At 63.5% G+C, this 21,636-nt stretch carries 22 protein-coding genes; 13 read left to right on the forward strand and 9 right to left on the reverse strand.

The window, feature by feature from the left end; translation table 11 throughout:
- Window positions 1–5: 5 nt before the first annotated feature.
- From H7K34_RS25860 to H7K34_RS25890, 7 genes are all read left to right on the forward strand, one after another.
- Window positions 6–158 (forward strand): ATP-binding protein, encoded by a 153-nt coding sequence (locus H7K34_RS25860; RefSeq protein WP_372510888.1) that lies wholly within the window; start codon window positions 6–8, stop codon window positions 156–158.
- Complete coding sequence (locus H7K34_RS25865) at window positions 158–484, forward strand: STAS domain-containing protein (RefSeq protein ID WP_264064886.1); 327 nt, start codon at window positions 158–160, stop codon at window positions 482–484. Before H7K34_RS25860 ends, H7K34_RS25865 begins: the two co-directional genes overlap by 1 nt.
- Window positions 485–534: 50 nt before the next feature.
- Window positions 535–870: a hypothetical protein gene (locus H7K34_RS25870; RefSeq protein ID WP_264064887.1), complete on the forward strand. Its 336-nt coding sequence runs from the start codon at window positions 535–537 to the stop codon at window positions 868–870.
- A 113-nt stretch (window positions 871–983) separates the two neighbouring features.
- The gene (locus tag H7K34_RS25875) at window positions 984–1,724 is read left to right on the forward strand and encodes an SDR family NAD(P)-dependent oxidoreductase (RefSeq protein WP_264064888.1); all 741 of its coding nucleotides are present in this window, start codon (window positions 984–986) and stop codon (window positions 1,722–1,724) included.
- A gap of 345 nt (window positions 1,725–2,069) precedes the next feature.
- Complete coding sequence (locus H7K34_RS25880) at window positions 2,070–3,386, forward strand: cytochrome P450 (RefSeq protein ID WP_264064890.1); 1,317 nt, start codon at window positions 2,070–2,072, stop codon at window positions 3,384–3,386.
- Between the two features lie 71 nt (window positions 3,387–3,457).
- Window positions 3,458–4,927: an MFS transporter gene (locus H7K34_RS25885; RefSeq protein WP_264064891.1), complete on the forward strand. Its 1,470-nt coding sequence runs from the start codon at window positions 3,458–3,460 to the stop codon at window positions 4,925–4,927.
- A 93-nt stretch (window positions 4,928–5,020) separates the two neighbouring features.
- Window positions 5,021–6,043: an epoxyqueuosine reductase gene (locus tag H7K34_RS25890; protein WP_264064892.1), complete on the forward strand. Its 1,023-nt coding sequence runs from the start codon at window positions 5,021–5,023 to the stop codon at window positions 6,041–6,043.
- On the opposite strand, the gene H7K34_RS25895 is transcribed toward H7K34_RS25890, so the two are convergent.
- On the reverse strand, window positions 6,040–6,732 hold the full coding sequence (locus tag H7K34_RS25895; RefSeq protein WP_264064893.1) for a DUF899 domain-containing protein: 693 nt from the start codon (window positions 6,730–6,732) through the stop codon (window positions 6,040–6,042). The genes H7K34_RS25890 and H7K34_RS25895 overlap by 4 nt on opposite strands.
- Window positions 6,733–6,970: 238 nt before the next feature.
- Between H7K34_RS25895 and H7K34_RS25900 the strand changes: the two genes are divergently transcribed.
- Window positions 6,971–7,735 (forward strand): class I SAM-dependent methyltransferase, encoded by a 765-nt coding sequence (locus tag H7K34_RS25900; protein ID WP_264064894.1) that lies wholly within the window; start codon window positions 6,971–6,973, stop codon window positions 7,733–7,735.
- A 390-nt stretch (window positions 7,736–8,125) separates the two neighbouring features.
- On the opposite strand, the gene H7K34_RS25905 is transcribed toward H7K34_RS25900, so the two are convergent.
- Window positions 8,126–8,722 carry a cysteine peptidase family C39 domain-containing protein gene (locus H7K34_RS25905; RefSeq protein WP_372510889.1) on the reverse strand — a complete coding sequence of 199 codons (597 nt, stop codon included), beginning with the start codon at window positions 8,720–8,722 and terminating at the stop codon, window positions 8,126–8,128.
- 455 nt (window positions 8,723–9,177) lie between these two features.
- On the opposite strand from H7K34_RS25905, the gene H7K34_RS25910 reads away from it, so the two are divergent.
- Both H7K34_RS25910 and H7K34_RS25915 read left to right on the forward strand, forming a co-directional pair.
- Complete coding sequence (locus H7K34_RS25910) at window positions 9,178–11,355, forward strand: glutamine synthetase III family protein (RefSeq protein WP_264064896.1); 2,178 nt, start codon at window positions 9,178–9,180, stop codon at window positions 11,353–11,355.
- Between the two features lie 160 nt (window positions 11,356–11,515).
- On the forward strand, window positions 11,516–12,646 hold the full coding sequence (locus H7K34_RS25915) for a hypothetical protein (RefSeq protein WP_264064897.1): 1,131 nt from the start codon (window positions 11,516–11,518) through the stop codon (window positions 12,644–12,646).
- Here H7K34_RS25915 and H7K34_RS25920 read toward each other — a convergent pair whose 3' ends face one another.
- The 3 genes from H7K34_RS25920 to H7K34_RS25930 form a co-directional block, all read right to left on the reverse strand.
- Window positions 12,647–14,206, reverse strand: coding sequence for a serine/threonine-protein kinase (locus tag H7K34_RS25920; protein WP_264064898.1), 1,560 nt, complete (start codon window positions 14,204–14,206; stop codon window positions 12,647–12,649).
- Between the two features lie 283 nt (window positions 14,207–14,489).
- Window positions 14,490–16,301: a serine/threonine protein kinase PknE gene (locus H7K34_RS25925; protein WP_264064899.1), complete on the reverse strand. Its 1,812-nt coding sequence runs from the start codon at window positions 16,299–16,301 to the stop codon at window positions 14,490–14,492.
- A gap of 175 nt (window positions 16,302–16,476) precedes the next feature.
- Entirely contained in the window at window positions 16,477–16,818 is a 342-nt protein-coding gene (locus H7K34_RS25930) for a hypothetical protein (protein ID WP_264064900.1), read from the reverse strand.
- A 347-nt stretch (window positions 16,819–17,165) separates the two neighbouring features.
- Here H7K34_RS25930 and H7K34_RS25935 point away from each other — a divergent pair, with 347 nt between their 5' ends.
- A complete protein-coding gene (locus H7K34_RS25935; RefSeq protein WP_108923169.1) occupies window positions 17,166–17,651 on the forward strand; it encodes an SRPBCC family protein in 486 nt (161 codons plus the stop codon).
- A gap of 41 nt (window positions 17,652–17,692) precedes the next feature.
- Here the strand turns inward: H7K34_RS25935 and H7K34_RS25940 are convergent, their stop codons facing one another.
- The 4 genes from H7K34_RS25940 to H7K34_RS25955 all read right to left on the reverse strand — a co-directional run bounded on the left by H7K34_RS25940 (window position 17,693) and on the right by H7K34_RS25955 (window position 20,668).
- Window positions 17,693–18,412 (reverse strand): pyrimidine reductase family protein, encoded by a 720-nt coding sequence (locus H7K34_RS25940; RefSeq protein WP_264064902.1) that lies wholly within the window; start codon window positions 18,410–18,412, stop codon window positions 17,693–17,695.
- Window positions 18,413–18,447: 35 nt separating this feature from the next.
- Window positions 18,448–18,888: a flavin reductase family protein gene (locus tag H7K34_RS25945; protein ID WP_276060123.1), complete on the reverse strand. Its 441-nt coding sequence runs from the start codon at window positions 18,886–18,888 to the stop codon at window positions 18,448–18,450.
- Window positions 18,889–19,058: 170 nt separating this feature from the next.
- Complete coding sequence (locus H7K34_RS25950; protein ID WP_264064905.1) at window positions 19,059–20,186, reverse strand: FAD-dependent oxidoreductase; 1,128 nt, start codon at window positions 20,184–20,186, stop codon at window positions 19,059–19,061.
- A 320-nt stretch (window positions 20,187–20,506) separates the two neighbouring features.
- Window positions 20,507–20,668: a hypothetical protein gene (locus H7K34_RS25955; RefSeq protein WP_264064906.1), complete on the reverse strand. Its 162-nt coding sequence runs from the start codon at window positions 20,666–20,668 to the stop codon at window positions 20,507–20,509.
- Between the two features lie 87 nt (window positions 20,669–20,755).
- Here H7K34_RS25955 and H7K34_RS25960 point away from each other — a divergent pair, with 87 nt between their 5' ends.
- Window positions 20,756–21,016 (forward strand): C39 family peptidase, encoded by a 261-nt coding sequence (locus H7K34_RS25960; RefSeq protein WP_264064907.1) that lies wholly within the window; start codon window positions 20,756–20,758, stop codon window positions 21,014–21,016.
- A 120-nt stretch (window positions 21,017–21,136) separates the two neighbouring features.
- A complete protein-coding gene (locus H7K34_RS25965; RefSeq protein ID WP_108923177.1) occupies window positions 21,137–21,595 on the forward strand; it encodes a DUF1003 domain-containing protein in 459 nt (152 codons plus the stop codon).
- The last annotated feature ends 41 nt before the right edge of the window (window positions 21,596–21,636 follow it).

The following is a 21,636-nucleotide window of genomic DNA, read 5'->3' on the forward strand; positions in this document are numbered from 1 at the left end:
TGACCATCACCGACAGCGGCTCCTGGATACCTCCGCAGCCCGAGGCCAACCCACATCGCGGTCGCGGCATCACCCTGATGCGAGGACTCATGCACGATGTCACGATCGACCCCGACCCCGACGGAACAACAGTTCAGCTATCCGTAAGGATCACATGATGGCCACGTCGCTCACCCTCGACACTGTGCGCTCCGACGATGGAAAACTCGCGCTGATCGCGGCGGGCGAAATCGATCTGAGCAACATCGAAGCGTTCGACCAGGCCCTCGGCACCGCTACGGCGGAAGTTGTGGGCAGCGGCCAATCGCTCATCGTCGACCTCAGCGATGTGGAGTATTTGGACAGCGCTGCCATCAACGCTCTGTTCACGGTGGCCGACCACATCCACGTCATTGCCCACCCGCTGCTGATGCGCAGCCTCACCCTGAGCGGCTTATCCGATCTGGCTACCGTCGAAGCCGCGCGACCGCCAGCGCAGAATTGACACTTCGCTGGTAGTCCGGAGCGGTTTGTTGGCCGAGGTGTATCTCGCGCGTGACCTTCCCGCGACAGCGGCAAAGGACGCTCGTCATCATGGCGGTTTTTGCGGTGATCTGTGCGCTCGCGACGATGACGTGCCTCGGCTACTACGTCGGTCGGCGCTCGGATGCAACGCCGTCGACATGGCGGAAGCGTACGAGTCGGGTCGCGATAGGCAGACTCGGGATGAGCTTCGTCATGCTGGTGGCCGCACGCCGTATTCGCCGGAGCCTTCTGGCGCAGCGCCTGCTCCGCGACGCGGTGGCCGTTTCCGACCTGAGATCCGTTGAGCCGCTTGAACTCTTGCGAAGCGGTGTTGCTGTCGTATTGAGGCGCACCAGCCTGGTGTGAATAGCCCGGGGCCCCTGGTGGGGTGCGCTCCCGCGAGAGTTGCTTTGCTAGTCGCACGCCCCGCGCGACGCGGCAGGTGGGCGGATCGCGGTTGGAGAGGACGAGAAACTGTTATGACAGCACTGCAAGGCAAGGTCATCCTCGTGACCGGCGCCTCGTCGGGTTTGGGCGCTGAAACAGCAAAGCTGCTTTCCCGGCAGGGCGCAACGGTTTTCGGGATAGCCCGGGATACCGCACGCTTGGCCGAGGTATTCGCCGACGTAGCGCGTGGTTCATATGCATCGGTGGACGTCGGCTCGGCGCAGGCCTGCACGGACGCGGTCGAGCAGTGCGTCCGGGAGTTCGGTGGACTCGACGTCCTGGTCAACATCGCCGGGAAGCACCAGATGCGCCGAACGGAGTCGATGACCGACGACGACTGGACACAGGACCTCGTCGTCAATCTGAACGGCCCGTTTTACCTGTGCAGGGCGGCGCTGCCGGTGCTGCTAAAACGAGGAGGCAACATCGTCAACGTCGCCTCCATTGCCGGCGTCGAAGGCCAGGCTTACTCGGCCGGCTACTGCGCTGCTAAGCATGGGCTCATCGGGTTGACTCGGGCTTTGGCGGTGGAGTACACCGCGGATCGCTTGCGCGTCAACGCGGTCTGCCCCGGCGGCATGCTCACGCCGCAACTGGAACAGTTCAGTGCGCCAGAGAATCCGAACTACGACCTGATCATGCGCACGGCTTCACCGCGCGGCATGATGGCGCCTCTCGACGTCGCGAACGTTGTCGCGTTCCTTGCCAGCGATGCCGCAGCCGCCGTCCACGGTGCCGTCTACCGGGTCGACAATGGCAAGGGTGCTGGCTAATCGTCATTGGCTCGTTTGAGCCTGTCGACATCGAGGCGGGCAACCACACAGCTGTGGTGTGCTCAGCGCGGCGGTGCGGTCGCGAACCCGCTGCTCTAGTACGGAGCAGAACTGGATGTTCTCTTGGCGCTCGAAATCGAATTTGCCAATATGCTCTTCTCGTGTAGCGTTGAAACTGTTTGCGCGTCAGGGCGGTTCGGTGATGCAGCTGGCGATCGATACTCACCGGCCCAATAACGCATTCGGTCTGATAAAAGCTAGTTGATCGCGCGGTATCTGCCTCTCTCGGGTGATAGATAATTGCCGCGGATACGCTTGTGGCGAGAGGTCTGTTACGTTTCTCTGATGGGCATGGCGGTGTCGGTCAAAGACCGTATGCATTGGCTGACGGGGGCGGGCGTTACTCGTTTGGCGGTGAAACTCGCGGCGCGTCAAGGTGATCCGGTATTGCAGCTGTTCGTTGATGAACGTCGCAAGAACGTATATGAATTGGTTGACGATATACGAACACGCGGGCGCATTGTTCGGTTCGCAGGTGGTGGCCTGATAACCGCGGATATGCGAATCATCCGTGAAATCTTTCGAGACGACCGGTTTCGGACTATCAAGCCACAGGATCAGGCCCCGTTTCGCCTCGTACGGTGGATCTTGGACAAGACCGATCCCAACGTACTGGACGCTACTAAACCGCCGTCGATGCTGATGTCTGATCCGCCAGAACATGCGCGGTTACGTCGCTTGGTGTCGCAGGCATTTACGCCGCGTGCGATCCAGAGGCTGCGCAGCCGGATTCAAACGATCGCCAACGGACTGTTGGACGACCTGGAAGATGCGGCCGAATGCGACCTGGTCGCCGGTTACACCTCTCGGCTTCCCATTGAGGCCATCGCTGAAGTGCTGGGAATACCGAGGGAGGAGACCTCACATCTGGATGCGGTGAGCGAGCATGCGACCCGATTGCTTTCTGGCGCAGCGCCGGCCTGGCGGGACTTTCAGGCAGCCATCAATACGGCGCGCGAATTCGAGCCGTACCTTGCGATGCATATCGAGCAGCTGCGTCAGCGTGGCAACGACGACAGCATCATGGCGGGCATTGTGCGGGCAGGCGACCTGTCCGAACGCGATGTCCGGGTGTTTGTGATGTTGTTGCTCGCCGCGGGGATCGTCACAACAACCAATGTCATGGGCAATGGTGTCTCCATACTGCTTCGGCACCCCGATCAGTTGGCTAGCCTTCAGGCACATCCTGAGGGCTGGCCCAATGCCGTGGAAGAGGTATTGCGCTACGAGACTTCCATCCCGTTGGGGGTGCGGGTCGCTACGGAAACTCTGGAACTTGGGGGTCAGAATTTTCGACCCGGACAAGCCATATTGTTTTTGCTCGGTGGAGCCAACCGTGATCCGGCGGTCTTCGAACGTCCTGGAGAATTCGATATCACTCGTGCTAATGCACGCGAACATATCAGCTTCGGCAGCGGTATCCACGCTTGCTTGGGGGCGGCGCTAGCGCGGATGGAACTGGATATTGGCTTGCAGTCGCTGTTTGCTCGATTCCCCGATCTGGCCCTGGCCGGTGACCCCGCGCTGAATGCCAGCATGGCACTAAACGGACTCAAAAACCTACCCGTGCGCCTGCGGCCCAGCCCGCTGCTGAGTCGGTAGCTTCCTCGTTTCCCCGGAGGCTAGCGACACTCGTAGCGGGTAACGCCGTACCCACCCAGAACGGAGACGACATGAGCCCAGGCGTTCAAACGAAAACCATCACGACACAGGTGCCGGCGCGACTGGACCGGCTGCCGTGGTCGCGGTTTCACTGGCGCGTTGTTTTGGGCCTTGGCGGGGTATGGATCCTCGACGGACTCGAGGTCACGATGGTCGGCAACGTGTCGGCCCGGCTGACCGAGAAGGGCAGCGGCATCGAGCTCAACCCGGCGCAGATCGGCTACGCGGCGGCAATCTATATCACCGGGGCGTGCCTGGGCGCGTTGTTCTTCGGGCACCTGACGGACCGGTTCGGACGGCGCAATCTGTTCATCCTGACCCTGGCGGTCTATCTGGTCGCCACCGTCGCGACGGCATTCGCGTTCGCGCCTTGGTATTTCTTCATTACCCGCTTCTTTACCGGCGCCGGCATAGGCGGCGAATACGCGGCGATCAATTCGGCGATCGACGAGTTGATTCCGGCACGGGTGCGCGGCCGCGTCGACCTGATCATCAACGGCACCTACTGGCTGGGTTCGGCGGCTGGAGCCGCAGGCGCGCTGGTCCTTCTGGACACGTCGAACTTCCCGGCGAACATCGGCTGGCGGCTTGCCTTCGGCATCGGCGCCATCTTCGGCATCTTCGTTCTACTTGTCCGGCGCAACATTCCGGAGAGCCCGCGGTGGCTGTTCATTCACGGGCGCGACGAGGAAGCCGAGCGGATCGTCGGCGAGATCGAAGAAGATGTGCAGCGAGAAACCGGGCAACCGCTGCCCGAGTTACAAGGCAAGCCACTGACGATACGCCAGCGCCAGTCGATTTCATTTCTGGAGATCGGGCGGGTGGCGTTCAAGCTCTATCCGAAACGCGCCGTGCTCGGGCTCGCGTTGTTCATCGGTCAGGCGTTCCTCTACAACGGCGTCACGTTCAATCTCGGCACGCTGTTGAGCACGTTCTACGGCATTCCCTCCGGAAAAGTACCGGTGTTCTTCATATTTTGGGCAATGAGCAATTTCCTCGGCCCGTTGATTCTGGGGCGGCTGTTCGACACCATCGGCCGCAAACCGATGATCACCGCGACCTACATCGGGTCCGCGGCCATCGCGGTCGTGCTCGGGGCGCTGTTCGTGAACGACACCGGCGGTGTCTGGACGTTCATCCTCGTGCTGGCGGCCGCGTTCTTCCTGGCCTCGGCGGGTGCAAGCGCGGCCTACTTGACCGTCAGCGAGATCTTCCCGATGGAGACCAGGGCGCTGGCGATCGCGTTCTTCTATGCGGTCGGCACCGCGATCGGCGGGATCACCGGGCCCGTGTTGTTCGGCGAGTTGATCAATTCCGGAGATCGCGGTCAGGTGCTCTGGTCGTTTTTGATCGGGGCGATCGTGATGGCGGCCGCCGGCCTGGTTGAGCTGTGGCTGGGGATCGCGGCCGAACAACGCGCCCTGGAAGACCTGGCACTGCCCTTGACGGTGGCCGATGCGGAGAACGACGAATCCGACTGACGCCGAACCGCTTCGGTAAGTCACACCGGACTTGAGTCGGCGATGCGTTCGTGTACGAAGCGGTCATGCTGAGTATTGTGTAGGATACTCAGCATGACTGAGAGACTCCCTGGCCGGTTGGCGGAACATCCCACGGTGCGGAAGGTTCGAACCCGTCAAACGCAGAAACCCGGCGCACTCGACGCGGATTGGCTGCGCGAGATGTGTCTGCAGGCCGGCGTCGATGACGTCGGGTTCGCCAGCGTCGACAACCCGGATCTGGCCTCGGAGGTCGAGCATGTCGAGGCCGCCTTGCCGGGCACCAAGAGCTACATCTCGCTCGTGGTCAAGATGAACCGCGACAACATTCGCTCGACGGCGCGCAGTGTCGCCAACCAAGAGTTTCACCGCAGTGGTGAGCTGCTCAACGAGGCTGCCTACCGCATCGTCCGTCGGCTTCAGGATTCCGGCTACCGGGTGCTGAACCCGTCGGCAACCTTTCCGATGGAGATGGATAACTACCCCGGCCGGATTTGGGTGGTGGCGCGCAAACCCGTTGCCGTCGCGGCGGGGCTGGGCGTCATGGGAATCCACCGCAACGTGATTCACCCCAAGTTCGGCAACTTCATTCTGCTGGGCACGATCTTGGTGGACGCGCCGATCACGAGCTACGGCAAGCCGCTGGACTACAGCCCATGCCTGGAATGCAAGCTGTGCGTGGCCGCATGCCCGGTAGGCGCGATCGGAAAGGATGGCAGCTTTGATTGGCTGGCGTGTTCGACGCACAACTACCGCGAATTCATGGGCGGCTTCACCGATTGGGTCCAAACCGTCGCCGACAGTGCCGACGCGGCTGACTTCCGTTCGCGGGTAACCGATTCCGAGAATGCATCGATGTGGCAGAGTCTGTCGTTCAAGCCGAACTACAAGGCCGCCTACTGCCTCGCCGTGTGTCCGGCTGGCGAGGACGTTATCGAGCCGTACCTGGACAACCGCAAGAGCTTCATGGACCTGGTATTAAAACCGTTGCAGGACAGGAAGGAAACTCTGTACGTGCTGCCGAATTCCAAGGCTAAGGAATACGCGGAACGCCGCTATCCACACAAACAGGTGAAGGTGGTCGACGGCGGGCGTTAGCCTTCTGTCCCGTAGGCGCGGGCGATGTCGGGGGAGTCGAGCCAGCCGGAGTAGGTGGGCCGCGACGGCCAACCCTCGGGCGAATCGAGCCATTCCTCCTGACGGCCCCAGGGCAACACGTCGATGAGCGGAAACGAGTGACTGAGTTGCTCGGTGCCACGTCCGTTCGTGTGCCAGGTGCGATACACCGTTTCGCCGTCGCGGAGGAACACGTTGACTCCGAAGCCGCCGCCCGGCGGCGCATCGACGTCGGCGCCGAACGGGCTTTGTGACGACGAGTACCACAGCATTCGATTGCCCACCCTGCGCTGGTAGGCGAGTGCCTCCTCGATCGGACCATTGGTGACGATCACGAAGCGGGCGTCGTAGTTGTCGAGAAACTCCAATCGGGTGAACTGCGAGGTGAAACCCGTGCATCCGCCGCACTGCCACTGTGCACCGTCCGTCCACATGTGGTGGTAGATGATGAGCTGCGATCGGCCACCGAACACGTCGACCAGGCGGATGGGCCCGTCGGCTCCGATCAGGGTGTAGTCCGGCAACTCGACCATCGGCAGACGGCGCCGCTGCGCGGCGATCGCATCCAGTTCGCGGGTGGCGGCCTTCTCGCGCGTGCGCAGTTCGTCGAGCGCGGTGCGCCAGCTCTGCTGATCGACGATTGGCGGCAGGGCTTGCGTGTTCGTCGACATGGGATCCACCTTTGCTCTGAAGAATTCTGCGGCTCAAAGGTCTGACTGGCGGTGTACCCGGAATTCATCGCGGAGCACTCGCCGGCAGCCGCCACGGACCGTCACAGCGATTCGGATAAGCGCCGCTCAAAGCTGGGAATTAGCTTTGAATTAGTTTGCCGGACGAGCGCTTGGGTATCTCAATGCGCAGACTTGAAGCGTCACCCGGGGGGCCCTGGGTCCGGAAAGGCACGTAATCATGACCCAGGGATTGATCCCGCACATTGACGATGTGCGGGCAAGGTACGACTTATCCGACGATTTTTTCCGGCTGTTCCTCGATCGGACCCAGACCTATAGCTGCGCCTATTTCGATCGCGACGACATGACGCTGGAAGAGGCCCAGATCGCCAAGATCGATTTGGCGCTGGCCGAGCTGGATCTGCGGCCCGGGATGACCCTGCTCGACATCGCCTGCGGCTGGGGCACCACCATGCGCCGCGCGGTCGAGAAGTACGACGTCAACGTCGTCGGCTTGACATCGTCCAGTGATCAGGCCGCCTACGTGCAGAAGTTGTTCGACGAGATGGAGACCCAGCGCAGCAAGTGGGTGATGCTGCAGGGTTGGGAGGAATTCGCCCAACCCGTCGACCGGATCGTGTCCATCGGGGCGTTCGAGCACGGCTACGCCCGCTATGACGACTTCTTCGAGATGGCCTACACCGTCCTGCCCGCCGATGGCGTGATGTTCTTGCACACGATGGCGGGTTCGCCGTCCGCCGACCCGATGGAGCAGCACGCGACAGAGGCGGGCTTCATCCTGACCCAGCGCGAGCGGCTGCAGCCGCATTACGCCAAGACCCTCGACCTGTGGACCGAGGCGCTCGAGGCGCATAAGGCCGAAGCCATCGAGATGCAGTCCGAAGAGGTCTACGAGCGATACCTGCACTACCTGACCGGCCGGGCCAACGCGTTCCGCACCGGCCAGATCGACGTCAACCAGGTAACCCTCGAAAAGAACTGATCATCGACCCGCGATCGCGAAGACTACGACACGGTCAACGAGTCGATAACGATTGACACCTCACCCTGGTTTGCCACCTTGGCCAATGGGAGGGTGGTGCCCGTGAGTGTTCATGTCGACGAATTGGCGCACGCCTCGCGCACGCAATGGATGGACAGACCACCACAACGGTGTGCGCGTGGTCACTGGCTGTTGCCGGGACACATGATCGTGGCCAGCATTCCGTGTTCCTGCGGCAGACACGTCTGCTGGGAATGTGAGTGCGGTGCGGCCACCTATGGACCTGAGTTGACCGAGTCGTGCAGCTTGTCCACTGGGCGTCGCGGATCCGCGGTGATCGAGTCGGACTCGACGAAAAGCCTGACCTGAACCGGGCTTAACCTGACTTCGTCACGATTGCGGAGTTGTCGTTGGGCGCGCCCACGCCCGCTCGAAGGTCGCCAGCGGAATCTGCTCATCGCGGCCGGCGTTGATACCGCTGTCGTTGAGATGTACGACTGCGGATTTGGTGTCGATGCCGGTGACCACGACGAAGTGGTTCGCGGCGTCACGATTGCCGGCCCGGTTCCAGATGGTTTCGGCATTGACGAGGGCGATCACCTTGCGCTTGTCCGCGAGAAACTGCTCCAAGGCGATGGTATTGGTCGCGACGTTGTCCGCCCGAATCCAGTAGTGCCAGAGCAGCATCGGCAAATCCCTGATGTCGGTATCACGGGGCGGCTTCCATATCGGGCCGGAACCCGTTGTGCCCGAGATATTTTCGGCAACAACGGTGATTTGCCGTTCGGTGGGCTGCCGGCCGGTGATCTCACCGACGACGTCGGCAACCGCCATCTCCCCACAGTCGGAAGCGTGTTGCCGGCGCCAGAAGGGTGCGGCTGCCGCGGGGTCGCCGTACATCCCCGCCTCGTGGTCGGCGTCCGGGACGGGAGGGCCCGGGGCGGCGTGGGAAGCGCCGGCCCAGGTGACCGACGACGCAGCGGTCATTGCGCATAACACCGCGACGACGCGCGCGGCCGCGGCGACCTTGGTCGTCAGGGTGCGGGCCATCGGTGTCCTTTTCTCGAGCCGCGGTGGCGGCGCGCTGCTGTATTGAGAAAAGGGTCACGGGTCGCCCTCTTCGGAGCATTTAACGCGAAGCCGGTGAAATCGTGGACGAAAAACGCGGATGTTGCCGTCGTGAGACCGCGCCGTCCGTGCAGGCACCGACCGGTGTCCGGCTCTTTGCATCACCGTGACTTTTGCGCCGCCCCTGCAGTGGCGGGCCGGGCACGATGGGCGCAAGCAGGCGACGGCCGCGGTCTGAGTTCGTCGCGCACTTGCAACGCTTGGAGCGAATCGTTGACGTGCGCGTAACAAGTTTGGCATCGAAAGTTCCTCAGGTGGGGCGGTCCACCTTCGGCAAAGGAAGGTCGTGGACCCCCTCAGCGATAGGAACACCATTGAGCGGAAACGCAGCGCGCCTGCAGGCGATCAACAACGTCGAGGCGTACGTCCCTCCGGCCATTAGCTTCGTCGCCGGTGAGGCTCCCGGCGAGATCTTCGGGGCCAACGTCTTCACCAAGGCCGAGATGCAGGCGCGGCTGCCCAAGTCGGTGTACAAGTCGGTGGTGGCGACGCTCGAAAAGGGCGCCAAGCTCGACTCCGCGGTTGCCGACGCGGTCGCCGTCGCGATGAAGGACTGGGCGCTGGAGAAGGGCGCTACCCACTACGCGCACGTGTTCTATCCGATGACCGGCCTGACCGCCGAAAAGCACGACAGCTTTCTGGAACCCGTCTCCGATGGCCAGACACTCGCCGAGTTCGCGGGTAAGACCCTCATCCAGGGTGAGCCCGATGCCTCCAGCTTCCCGTCGGGCGGGTTGCGGAGCACTTTTGAGGCGCGCGGCTACACCGGGTGGGACGTGACCAGCCCCGCCTATGTACTCGAGAATCCGAACGGAAACACGCTGTGCATTCCAACGGTTTTCGTGTCGATGACCGGTGAGGCGCTGGACTACAAGACGCCGCTGCTTCGCAGCCAGCAGGCCATGGGTGTGCACGCCGAGCGAATCCTGACGTTATTCGGTCACAAGGAACTCAACAAGGTCGTGTCCTTCTGCGGGCCGGAGCAAGAGTATTTCTTGGTCGATCGCCACTTCTTCTTGGCGCGGCCGGATCTGCTGAACGCTGGTCGCACGGTGTTCGGCGCCAGACCGCCGAAGGGACAGGAGTTCGACGACCACTATTTCGGCGCGGTGCCCGAGCGGGTCCTTGGCTTCATGATGGACACCGAGCGCGAGCTGTTCAAACTCGGTATCCCGGCTAAGACTCGCCACAACGAGGTTGCGCCCGGCCAGTTCGAGATCGCGCCGATGTTCGAGCGAGCCAACATCGCCTCCGACCACCAGCAGTTGCTGATGACGGTTTTCAAAACGATCGCCAAGAAGCACGGCATGGAATGTCTGTTCCACGAGAAGCCGTTCGCCGGCGTCAACGGATCAGGCAAGCACGTCAACTTCTCGCTGGGAAACTCCGAGCTGGGCTCGCTTCTCGTCCCGGGCGACACCCCGCACGAGAACGCCCAATTCCTGGTGTTCTGCGCGGCGGTGATTCGCGCCGTGCACAAATTCTCCGGCCTGCTGCGGGTGTCGGTCGCGTCGGCCACCAACGATCACCGCTTGGGCGCAAATGAGGCGCCGCCTGCAATCATCTCGATCTTCCTCGGCGAGCAGCTCGCCGACGTGTTCGAGCAGATTGCGAAGGGCGCGGCCACGTCATCAAAGGGTGAGGGCACCATGATTATTGGTGTCGATACGCTGCCGCACCTGCCCACGGATGCCGGCGACCGCAACCGCACCAGCCCGTTCGCCTTCACCGGCAACCGGTTCGAGTTCAGGGCGCCGGGCTCGGGCCAGACCGTGGCCGTGCCGTTGATCGTGCTGAATACGATCATGGCCGACTCGTTGGACTACATGGCCACGGCTCTCGAGCAGGCCGTTGCCGATGGCGAAGGATTCGACGCAGCCGTGCAGAAGATGCTCACCGATATCATCACTGAGCACGGTGCGGTGGTGTTCAACGGGGACGGCTACTCCGAGAACTGGCAGATCGAGGCGGCCGAGCGCGGCCTGCCGAACCTGAAGACCACCTTGGATGCCATTCCGGAGCTGATCAAGCCGGACGCGGTCGAACTCTTTGCGCGGTACGGGGTGTTCAACGTACGGGAGTTGCACAGCCGCTACGAAGTTCGCCTAGAGCAGTACGCGTTGACGATCGGAGTCGAGGCGAAGCTGGCGCTGGAGATCGGGAACACGATCATCCTGCCCGCCGCGGTTCGCTACCAGACCGAACTCGCTCAGAACGTAGCGACAATGAAGCAGGCGGGTGTACAGCCCAGCACCGCTGCGTTGGAAGCGGTTTCGGTCCCACTGGCTGATCTTTCGGCGGCGCTGACCAGTTTGAAAGCAGCCCTGTCGGATCATTCGGGGGAGTCGGCACTCGAAGAGGCAACGCATGCCCAAGAGGTTCTGCTGCCGGCGATGGAGGCGGTGCGTACCGCTGCCGACGAATTGGAATGTGTTGTAGCCGATGACCTGTGGCCGTTACCCACGTACCAGGAGATGCTCTACATCCTCTGAGGGACCAGGTCACCAGTGGATGATTGGTTAGCAACCGAGCTCAGTCGAGGCAAGGCGCTCATCACGGTCGCCCACCGCATCGCAGATACCGGCACCTAAGCGTCACACTGCGCATGCCGTACCTGACACGTTAACGGAGGTCACCCGGTCAGGGGAGAGCATGGGGCCATTTGACGGCGGCCAGCGATGGGCTGCGGCGCTGGAGGCGTATCACGCGCTGTGGAACCTGTGGCGCTCCTCGCAACAGACCTCGGCGGCCCTGCAGAATTGGGAGTCGGCCTGTCGGATGCTTGAAAGTTACTACACCGTTGGCAAAGCCCGCGACGACGCCGACGTCTGTGAGATGCGCCTGCGGTACTTGGAGATCGCCGAGCCGTTGCCCCGGCTCGCGGACTTTGTCCAACGGCCTGCCTACGACCGACTGCCCGATGCCCAGCAGCTGCTGACGCAAGCCCGCCACCGATATCAGCTGGCCCGTCGCCGGCACCCCGTGCGTGAACAGCAGCGCCGCAGAGAACTCGAGACGACGAAGGTGCTTTATGCGACGGTGCAGGCCGCCCAGGCCAGAGCCAGGGCTGCCGAGATAGCGCGCCAACGCGAGTGGCAGTCGGGCCGCTGGCCCAAAGGCGTTGTCCTGGACAGCGAAATTTACAACCTCGCCGGCATCGCCGACCAGGTGGAACGGCAGAACGCGAAAATCGAATCCCAGGTGGCCGCCCTGACCGTTCTGTTGCGAACGGGTTTGCGGCACCTCAAGGAGGTGCCGCAGTCTGCTCCGTCCGAATTGGTGGCAAGCGTCGAACGGGTGCTGACGGCGATGCCGTTGCCGTGCAACATCACCCCCGCACTCACCGTTGACTACTCGCCGGCCACCCGCCGATTGGTGCTCGAGTATGAACTGCCCGTGGTGAGTGTCGTCCCGCACGCCAAGGCGTACCGGTACGTCAAGAGCCAGGAGACGGTCGTCGCGACCGCGCGGCCGGTGGGTCAGCTAAAAGCGTTGTACGCGAGCATCATTGCGCAGCTTACGCTGCTATCGCTGGCGACTGCTTTCCGAATGGACGGCGGCCGCGGATTCGAGGTGGTGATCTTCAACGGTGTGGTCGAAACGACGGATCCGAGCACTGGTCAACCGACCCGGTCGTGCTTGATCGCGGTGCGCGCCGACGCGGACACCTTCGCCGGGATCGACCTCGAAGACGTCGATCCATCCGTCTGCCTGAAACGTCTGGGGGCGAAAGTGTCGACGGATCCGACAAAGTTCGTGCCAGTGCCGCCACTGGTCGAATGATCAGCCGTAGGCATCCCACCACGTGTGCAAGTCTTCGACGGTGGCCGGGTCGCCGGCAACGTCGCTGAGCATCAGCTTTTCCTCGTTGGTCCAAATCACGATGGGGTGGCCGTTGTAATGGCCGCACGCGACCAAACCGGCCATCTCGTTGGGGGTTTGGTCGTAGTGCCAGCTCACGGGCGAGGCTTCCTCGCCGGGGCAGTTCACCAGGCTGACGTTGCCGATGTCGTCGGTGAAGGCCTTCTTCAGCCGATTCGGTGTCGGGAACAGCCCGTAGGTGGCATGACTGGGGCCGCCGGGCTGGGTGTTCTGCCCGCATGTCACCAATGCCACGGCACTGGTCCAAATGCTGCCCGATTCCGGCGTGGCCGGTGTGCAGGTGCCGGCAAGGTAGCCCTGCGGTAGCAGGCTGAATAGGCGGGCTTGATCATTGTTGGGAGCTTGGCTGGACGGCACCGGAGTTTTCACCCCGCCAGCCTTCGACGCTTGCTGGCCGGCGGGTTTCACCGTCAGCCAGATGCCGACTACCGCGATGACGACCACGACGACGACGCCGGCTGTCACCAGGATCGGCCAGAGGTTGCGTCGGCGCGGCGTTCCCGGTTGGTCAGGTCCGACGATGCCTGGCGCGGTCAACGGCGGCGGTGGACCGCCCGGTTGGGTGAATTGCGGCCTCGCCGAGGTGTCGCTGCGGCGCAGGATGGTGGCGGCACGGTCGCGCTCCGGTCTGGAAAGCGCGTCGTGCGCGGACTCGGCCAAGTCGCCGGCGCTGGCATAGCGTTCGATCGGGTCCTTGGCCATGCCGACCGCAATCACGTTATCGAAAGCCTGGTCCACCCCGAGGCCTTCTGCGCTGGGCCGCGGGATGGGTTCCATCATGTGGGAGGTGACCAGCATGGCGGCGGTGTCGGCGCGGTATGGAGGTTCGCCGGTCAAGCATTCGTACAGCACACAGGCCAACGCGTAGACGTCAGCACGGGGTGTCACCTCATTCTCCGAAAACCGTTCGGGGGCCATGTATTTCCAGGTGCCCACCGCGGTACCCAGTTGAGTGAGTTTCTCATCGGTTTTCGCGCTGGCGATTCCGAAATCGACCAGATACGCGAAGTCGTTGCCGGTGATCAGGATGTTCTGCGGTTTGACGTCGCGGTGTGTCACCCCGGCGGCGTGCGCGGCATCCAGCGCCGACGCGATCTGATGGATGATTGCCACTGCCCGGGGCGCGGGCAGTGGCCCGTCCCGCTCGAGCAGACTGCCCAGATCGATGCCCTCGATCAGGCGCATCTCCAAATACAGTTGCCCGTCGATTTCGCCGTAGTCGTGGATTGGGACCACGTGAGGCTCGAGCAGGCGCCCAGTGATGCGGGCCTCGCGTTCCATCCGCTTGCGAAACACGGGGTCCTGGCTGAAGGCCACCGACATCAGTTTGACCGCCACCGTCCACTTTTTCACGGTGTGCTCGGCTTCGTAGACCTCGCCCATCCCGCCGCGGCCCAGCAGCCGTTTGAGGTAGTAGGGACCGAACATCGTCCCCGACCGCGAGCCCTGCGCGCCGGTCATCGCTGACTCCTATTCACGGTCTGGCAACCATCACGGTATGCCGCGACCAATCCTCACCGCTCGAAAACTACAACATCGCGGTGTCGCCTGCGCGGGCGTGCTACCTCAACTTTGCCGGACGGCGCAGTGGCGCGTGACGCGGTTGAGTGAGACATGTTCTGCCACAAGAAAGTCCATCAGGATCGTCCGTGTGAGGATTTCGCGCTTCCGGAAATGTGTGGGGGACCGTCGAATTGAGTTGTCAAGCACACCGTCGGTGCAAGAGCACACGGGCGACCGCGGACTACCCGAGAAGCTTGGTCAGCCAGGTCGCGTCTTGGTAGTTGAGGGACTTGGTACCGTCCCAGACGAACGGCGTCCCAGAGGCATTGAACCCCGCCAGCGTCGTGTCGCCGGCCTCCGCTTTTGCCTTGGCGGTGGCCATGTCCCCGCCGGATTTGATGCAGTTGATCGCGTCGGCGTCGACGCCGCCGGTTTTGGCCAATTGCGCTAGTTCGCCGTCGGTCCGATCTTCCGCGGCACCCTCTTGCGGCTGGAAGGCGCTGGCGAAGATTCCCGAGTAGAAGCTCATGTAGAGCTTCGGGTCGTTCTGGGCCGCGACGCAGTAGGTTGCCGCCACCGCGCGAGTCGAGTAGTTCTGACTGTGCGACTTGTCGTCGAGGAAGTTCAGTAGGTGGTAGCGCACCGCGAGTTTCTTGTTGTTCACCGCGGTTTCGATGTCGCCCGCATTCGACCGGATGAAGCTGCCGCACGGCGGGCAGATGGGCTCGTTGAAAATATCGATCGTCACCGGTGCGGCCGAGCTGCCGACCAACACTCCGTCATCGAGGACGCGGAGCTCGACCGCGTCGCTTGCCGCGGGCGGTTTCGACCCGCCCGGCCCCGACGACCGCCACGGTTGGGCGACAACGAGGACGGCGCCCACCACCGCGACGACGACAAAAGCCGCAAGGCTGACCCATAGCCAAGCGTTACGCGATGCACGGGGTGCCGGTTGCCCCCACGACGGCGCCACCACGCTGCCGGCATCGCCGGTACCCCAGCCGGGAGCGCCCGGCCAGCCCGTCTGCGCGGGGATGGGCCCGCTCGGCGGAAACGGTGTCCCGGTTGCCGACGCGGGCCAACCCGGGCCCTGGGGCGGAGTCTGGCTCGCAATGGCGGGGGGAGCGGGCGGAAAGCCGGTGGGCGCCTGACCCGCGAACGCGGCCGGTAATTCGGCGGCCTGGCTGCGCTGCAGAATGTCGGTTGCCCGATCCTGGTCGGGCGTGGCCAGGGCGGCGTACGCGGCCGCCGACAGGTCCCCGCAGGTGGGATAGCGGTCCAGCGGGTCCTTGGCCATGCCGCGCGCGATCACTTGGTCGAAGGCGGCCGGAATGCCTGGCCGCGCGGCACTGGGTCGCGGAATCGCCTGGTGCAGGTGCGCGCTCATCACGCTGATCTGATCGCCCTGGTACGGCGGAGATCCGGTCAAGCACTCATACAGAACGCAGGCCAGCGCATAGATATCGGCTCGGTAGGTGACGTCGGAGTCGCTGAACCGTTCCGGGGCCATGTATTTGAAGGTGCCCACCGTGGTGCCGAACTGGGTCAGCTTCTCATCGGAGGTGGCGCTGGCGATCCCGAAGTCGACCAAATAGGCGAAGTCGTCCGCGCTGACCAGAATGTTCTCCGGTTTGACGTCGCGATGCATCACTCCGGCAGCGTGCGCGGCGTCGAGTGCGGAACCGATCTGGCGCAGGATTGCGACCGCGCGTGGCGGTGTCAGCGGTCCGTATCGGCTCAAGATCGTTGCAACGTCGCGGCCGTCGATCAGGCGCATGTCCACATAGAGCTGTCCGTCGATTTCGCCGAAATCGTGAATCGGGACGACGTGTGGTTCCTGCAGCCGTCCAGCGGTGCGGGCCTCGCGCTGCATGCGGGTGCGGAAGACCGGGTCGCTGGACAGCGTCTGCGACATCAGCTTCAGCGCGACGACCCGCTCGCGGACCGTGTCCTCGGCCTCGTAGACGTCGCCCATCCCGCCACGACCCACCAGTCGCCGTAGCAGATAGGGCCCGAACTGCGAGCCCTCCCGCGAACCCGCGGTGTCACCCATTGCCGACTCCTCCATGCCAGGCATAAGGCTAATAGTTTGGGCCAGCCGGGGGCACGGTGAATAGAGAGAATGCCGGTGATTTCAATATTCCGGGCTTAAGGCACCGGTGGCGGTGGCAAAGCCGCCCGCTAATCGCGGCCGAAATGCGGATCACCCGGCGTCGGTCAATTCCTGCTCAGCGGTGCTCTTCGTCGCCTGTTCGGCTTTCACGGAGGCCCTCCCTCGACAACGCCCTGAGAAAGCCGTATGCGTGCATCCCGGTTTTGCCGGGATTCCGCACGATCCATTCATTGATGCTTCCCAGCGCCGTGGCTAAATGGTCGCGTTTGATCCGCACCAGGTAGGTCTGTCGATCGTCGTCGGGATCGTCGCTGGAGTCGGCTACCGCAACGGGATTTTTGAACGCGTAGGCAATGCCGTGCACGGAATCATGATTGAGAGCCCAGTGAAGTTCGTTGGGCCGCAGTCCGTTCACCGCGATGTTGCGGTAGCCGCCGTCGTCGTCTGAATTGCTCACCTGGCCGATGGTCCTCCTCCGGAAACGCGAGAAAGTAAATGACGGTGGGCGCAAGGTGAAGTCGCACAGGCAATTCGACGACCGTTTGAACGTGTGTCACCGCACCGAAACCGGGCGCTTGCCTGGGAGTCGTCGGTGGCACGCCGAATCGGGGGATGGGCCCCGACGTTCTGCCGGGAATTGCACCGCCTCATCTATCCACCGTGGCACAGCACCGTGGTCGGCGCCATCGGAGCGCAACAGCGCACGCGGCGATGCAACCGTTGCGGGGCATCCGGTTTCGCACCTCAGCGGGCGCGACCGTCGTAAAGTAGCCCGCGACCCATCACCGTTTGCTGGGAGGACGCATGACCGAACGTATCGAGATTCAGCGCACGATCCCGGCACCGGCACCCGATATCTTCGGACTGTTGTGCGATCCGCAGGGCCACGTGGCCATCGACTCGACGGGGATGCTCCAAGACGCCGACGGCGACCCAGTAGGCGCGGCCGGCGACAGCTTTGTCGTCCATATGGACCGTGCGGCACTCAACGACTATCCACAGCTCGGCAGGTACGACGTCACCGTCGAGATCAAGGAGTTCGAACCCGACCGACTGATCTCGTGGACGGTTCTCGGCCAGCTTCGCCCCCAGATCGGTCACGTCTACGGGTTCCAGCTCGAGCCGGCCGAGGATGCGGCGGCCACCGTCGTCACCTCGTTCTACGACTGGTCGAAGATCGACCCGAAGTGGCGCGAAGCAGGAATTTTCCCGGTGATCTCCGAGGGCGCCCTGCGGGCGACGCTGGGCATTCTCGACCGCACCGTGCGCCGGGGATACCCGCGGGGTTAACCGGCCGGGCCGCATCGGCGCCCGCCCAAAAGGGTTCGCAATCAGCGGCGATACTTCAAGAACAGGTAGTCGTCGTAGACCAATGCGTGTTTGAGGCGCAACGTGGCAGGTAGCGGCAATCGCGACGGCTGCTGTCGGTGGCCGATCGGTTGGCTAGCCGCCAGCTTGGGAGCCAGCGTTACGCAGACCTCCACCACGACGTCGGCATCCACGAGCTCGTCGAGCAGGGTCGGCCCGCCCTCGCAGAGGACTCGGGACAGTCCGTGTGAGCGCAGCAGGGCAACAGCGCGCCTGACGTCCACGGTGTCCTCGCCCGCCACCAAGACGCCGCATCGTTGATCGCTGCTGCTGTTGTGTCGCGCGGCAGTCTCCGCACAGGTCACCAGCAGTGGTGGCTGGCCGGGGTCGCTGACCAGTCTGGTCGGCAGTTCGCCGGTTTGGCTGATCACGGCGATGGGGGGCGGCTTGCTCTTGCCGTCCTGTTGGCGTTGGGCAAGTTGTGCGTCGCTGAGCCGCACCGGACCGTAATTCTCGGCGCGCGCGGTGGCCGCGCCGACCAGAACGACGTCGGCGAACCCCCGCAAGATCTTCAGCAGTTGTTGATCGGTCTGACTCGACAACGGCCCGGCGCGACCGCCGAACACGGCGGCACCGTCGGCGCTGTAGATCATGTTGACGCGCACGCCCTCCGGGGGCTCGGCATAGAACGATGCGAGTTCAAAGACGTCGTTGACCGTGCCCACGCGCGGCGAATCGTTCACCGTGTCCGCCTGCCGGCGGTAACGATCGGATGCGGTCATGCCTCGTGGCCCGGGTCAAGCGAGCGCACATCGTCGAAGGACACCCATTGCTCCTCGTCGGTCGGTGGGTCGCCGTCCAGCGGTTCCAGCAGATGCCCGACGTGATCGCCGAGCGGAACCCGATCGACGATCTTGCCGACGAACCAGGCGGCCGCATCGTCGAGGATGGGCAGCTGTGCTGGGCCGCGATGCCACCGGCAGCGGTCGAATTTGTTGGTTTCGTCTCCCGTCTGGCTGCCGAACAGTTCGACGACATCGATGTGTTCGATATCGAACACATGTACCGCCAGATGCGTGGCGTTGGCGGCCACCCGGAAGGTGTGGTTCTGCAGGGACAGGCCGACCAGAAAACGTGGCGGGGAGATGCTGGCTTGGCAGGCGAACCCCACCAGGCAGCCAGCCGTGGTGCCGTTGGCCTGCGTGGTGACGACGAACATCGGATAGTTGAGCAGCGCCACCAACTTCTCAAATGCGCTAACCCCCGGCTCGCTCACCCGCTCACTATTCCCCTTCGGCGCGAATTGGAATCACACCGACGGGAATAGCCGTCGCGGCGCCGCTGGACAGGATAGATCGGCACCCGTTCAGTATCGCGAAACCTGCGCCGTTATTTCAGCGGGTCGTTTTCTCGCACTCCGCGATACATGCCCCAGCGGACCACCCCCGGCATCACTATCCGCTGGACTGACCACGCGGGAAGCCGGAACGCTTGCCCGGTGGGCAGGAAGACCTCCAGCCCGTCGGCTTGGATTCCCACCAGTGAACCCCACCGCCGTCCCGGCGTGCGATAGGTGCGCAGTCGGCGGCCCGTGAATTCGGCACGAATGTTGTGGGCTACCAGCGAATCTCCACGATTGCGCGCCGAGCTGCGCAGCGGGTCGCTCGCCGCGACGTCCCCGACAGCGAAGACACCGTGATGGCCGGGAACTTCGAGCTCCGGAGTCACTCGCACGAAGCCGTTTTCGTCGAGCAGGTCGGGTGGCAGCCAGTCGGTGTTGGGCCGTACCCGGCCCACCGCCCAGAGCACGGCATCTGCGGTGGCCGGCGGTTGTCCGGTGCTCCAATTGATGGGCTCACTGGTGATTTCCTGACCGGCGGAGCCGTTCGAGATCACCGCACGGTGCCCGGGGTGCACGCCAACACCCAATTCGCGGAGCCGACCACGGATCCGGTTCCAGATCCGCGGGTGATACCCGCCCAAAGCCGCCTCGCCGGGGAAGTACAGGTCGATCCGCTTGTCCGGCCACGTGTTTGCGATGTTCACGGCGCTGCTGACTGCCGCTGCGCCGCCGCCGACGACGATCACCGAGCCGGCGGTGGCCAGTTGGTGGTGCGCAGCCTGCAGGCCGGCGCCGATCTCATCGGCCGACTGCAGGGTCGGTTGCCGCCAGAAACCGTTGGTGACCCCGGTCGAGATCACCAGTGCATCGAATTCCTCGGCGATGGTCTGGCCATCGCCACTGCGCGCGAACACCGTTCGGGCAGCGAAGTCCACATTGGTCAGCGTGGCCTGAATCGTGCGCACTCGATCCAAGCCGCGGAATCGGTCGAACGGAATCCAGTAGTCGCGTGCCCAATCGGTGGGGCGGGAGAGCCGGACGCCGAGCTCCTGGCCACTTACCAGCGCGGACTTGACCGAGATTCCGACGACATCGGCGTGCCGGGACAGGCGGATCGCGGTCAACAGCCCCACATCTCCCAGCCCCGCGACGACGACGCGCTTGCGCGGCGCCATTAGGCCGAGTTCCGTTGTGCTGCAGGGACGTTTTGTGGCGATGGCCGCGTCGGGCTGCCGACGATGGAATCCATGCGAGCCTCCTCAGACGCAACGTCCGGCTGCCCTGGCGCTCGGTCGCGGTCGGCAAAACTGTAACACGTTCTATTGAGTGCTCCGGAGTGCCGCCGTCGATTGCGGGGAACCCAGGCGAGGCATGCGAATTGGTGGTTCACTAGCCCGATCAGCACCGTGTTCAGCTCCCGGATCGCTACCGCCGCGCGTACGGCCGCGGTGGTCGCTTTCCTTGGTGTGGCCGGTGTGCCCGTGGTTTCGGGGTGTCATTCGACGACGGCATCTAGGCCATCGTCGACGATCTCATCGGTGGCCGCCAGCGCCGGTGTGTACGGTGACCCCGCTGCGGCTGCCAAGTATTGGCGGGCGCAGTCGCTCGAGGACAACTGCGGGCTGATGTCGGTGGCCGACGTGGTCGGTGAGATCACCGGAGACGAGCCGACGGAACAGCAGATGATCACGCTGGCGCAGAACACGCCGTCGGGCAGCAATTCAGGGCCGATTTATGCACCGGCATGCCCGCGTTGCAGCAGTACCTGCGTAACGGGCGTAAGGCGATCGCCTGGGTCAATTCGGCGGTCATCTGGAACACCAGCGACCAGCGCACCAAGGCCGATCACTATCTTGTCGTCGCTGGAATCGATATCGATAAGCAGCTCGTTCACTTGAACGACCCCGGCGCCGACCATGCCGACGAGCAGGTCAGCGTCGCCACCTTCACCGCTGCCTGGCAGCCCGGCGAGGAATCGATCGTCGTCACCGCGCCAGGCCGCTGAGCGTCGACGTCTTCACCGTTTCACGGCGCTTTGGCCACTAGCATTAGCCAGCGGTCCCGTGCACCCGCCGCGGCGGTCGAGGTGACGGATCACCGTGGCAGAGGAAAGGAACGGCTCGCGATGACGACACCAGCCGACGACCATCGACACAACCCGCAATTGATTCCGCGCCGGCTGCTGCGCGGCGGACAGCTCCATCACCCCGCCGTACTGGAGGAAGCCAAACGGCGCAGCGACAATCTTCAGTTGCGCTTGGCAGACCGGATCACAGCGTTTGCCGGGTCGATGAATTTCGTCTGGCTGCACGCGGCGTTGTTCGGCGTCTGGATGGTGTTCGTGGAACGCAATCCTTGGCCGACGCTGACCCTGGTGGTGTCCCTCGAGGCGATTTTCCTGTCGACCTTCGTGATGATCGGCCAGAACCGTCAGGCTGCTTTCCAGCAGGCCAGGGCCGACCACGACTTCCAGACTCAGGAGTTGGAGCTGAAGACCAACACCGAGCTCACCCGCCAGATTCACGTGCTCACCGAGGAATTGCACCGGCGGTTCATCCAGTCCACGCCCGAGCGCCCCGTTTAGTCGAAGAACCGAAAAGGATTGGTAGGGCAGGTGGTTGTACG

The sequence above is a fragment of the Mycobacterium montefiorense genome, assembly GCF_025823255.1.
GTDB lineage: Bacteria > Actinomycetota > Actinomycetes > Mycobacteriales > Mycobacteriaceae > Mycobacterium > Mycobacterium montefiorense.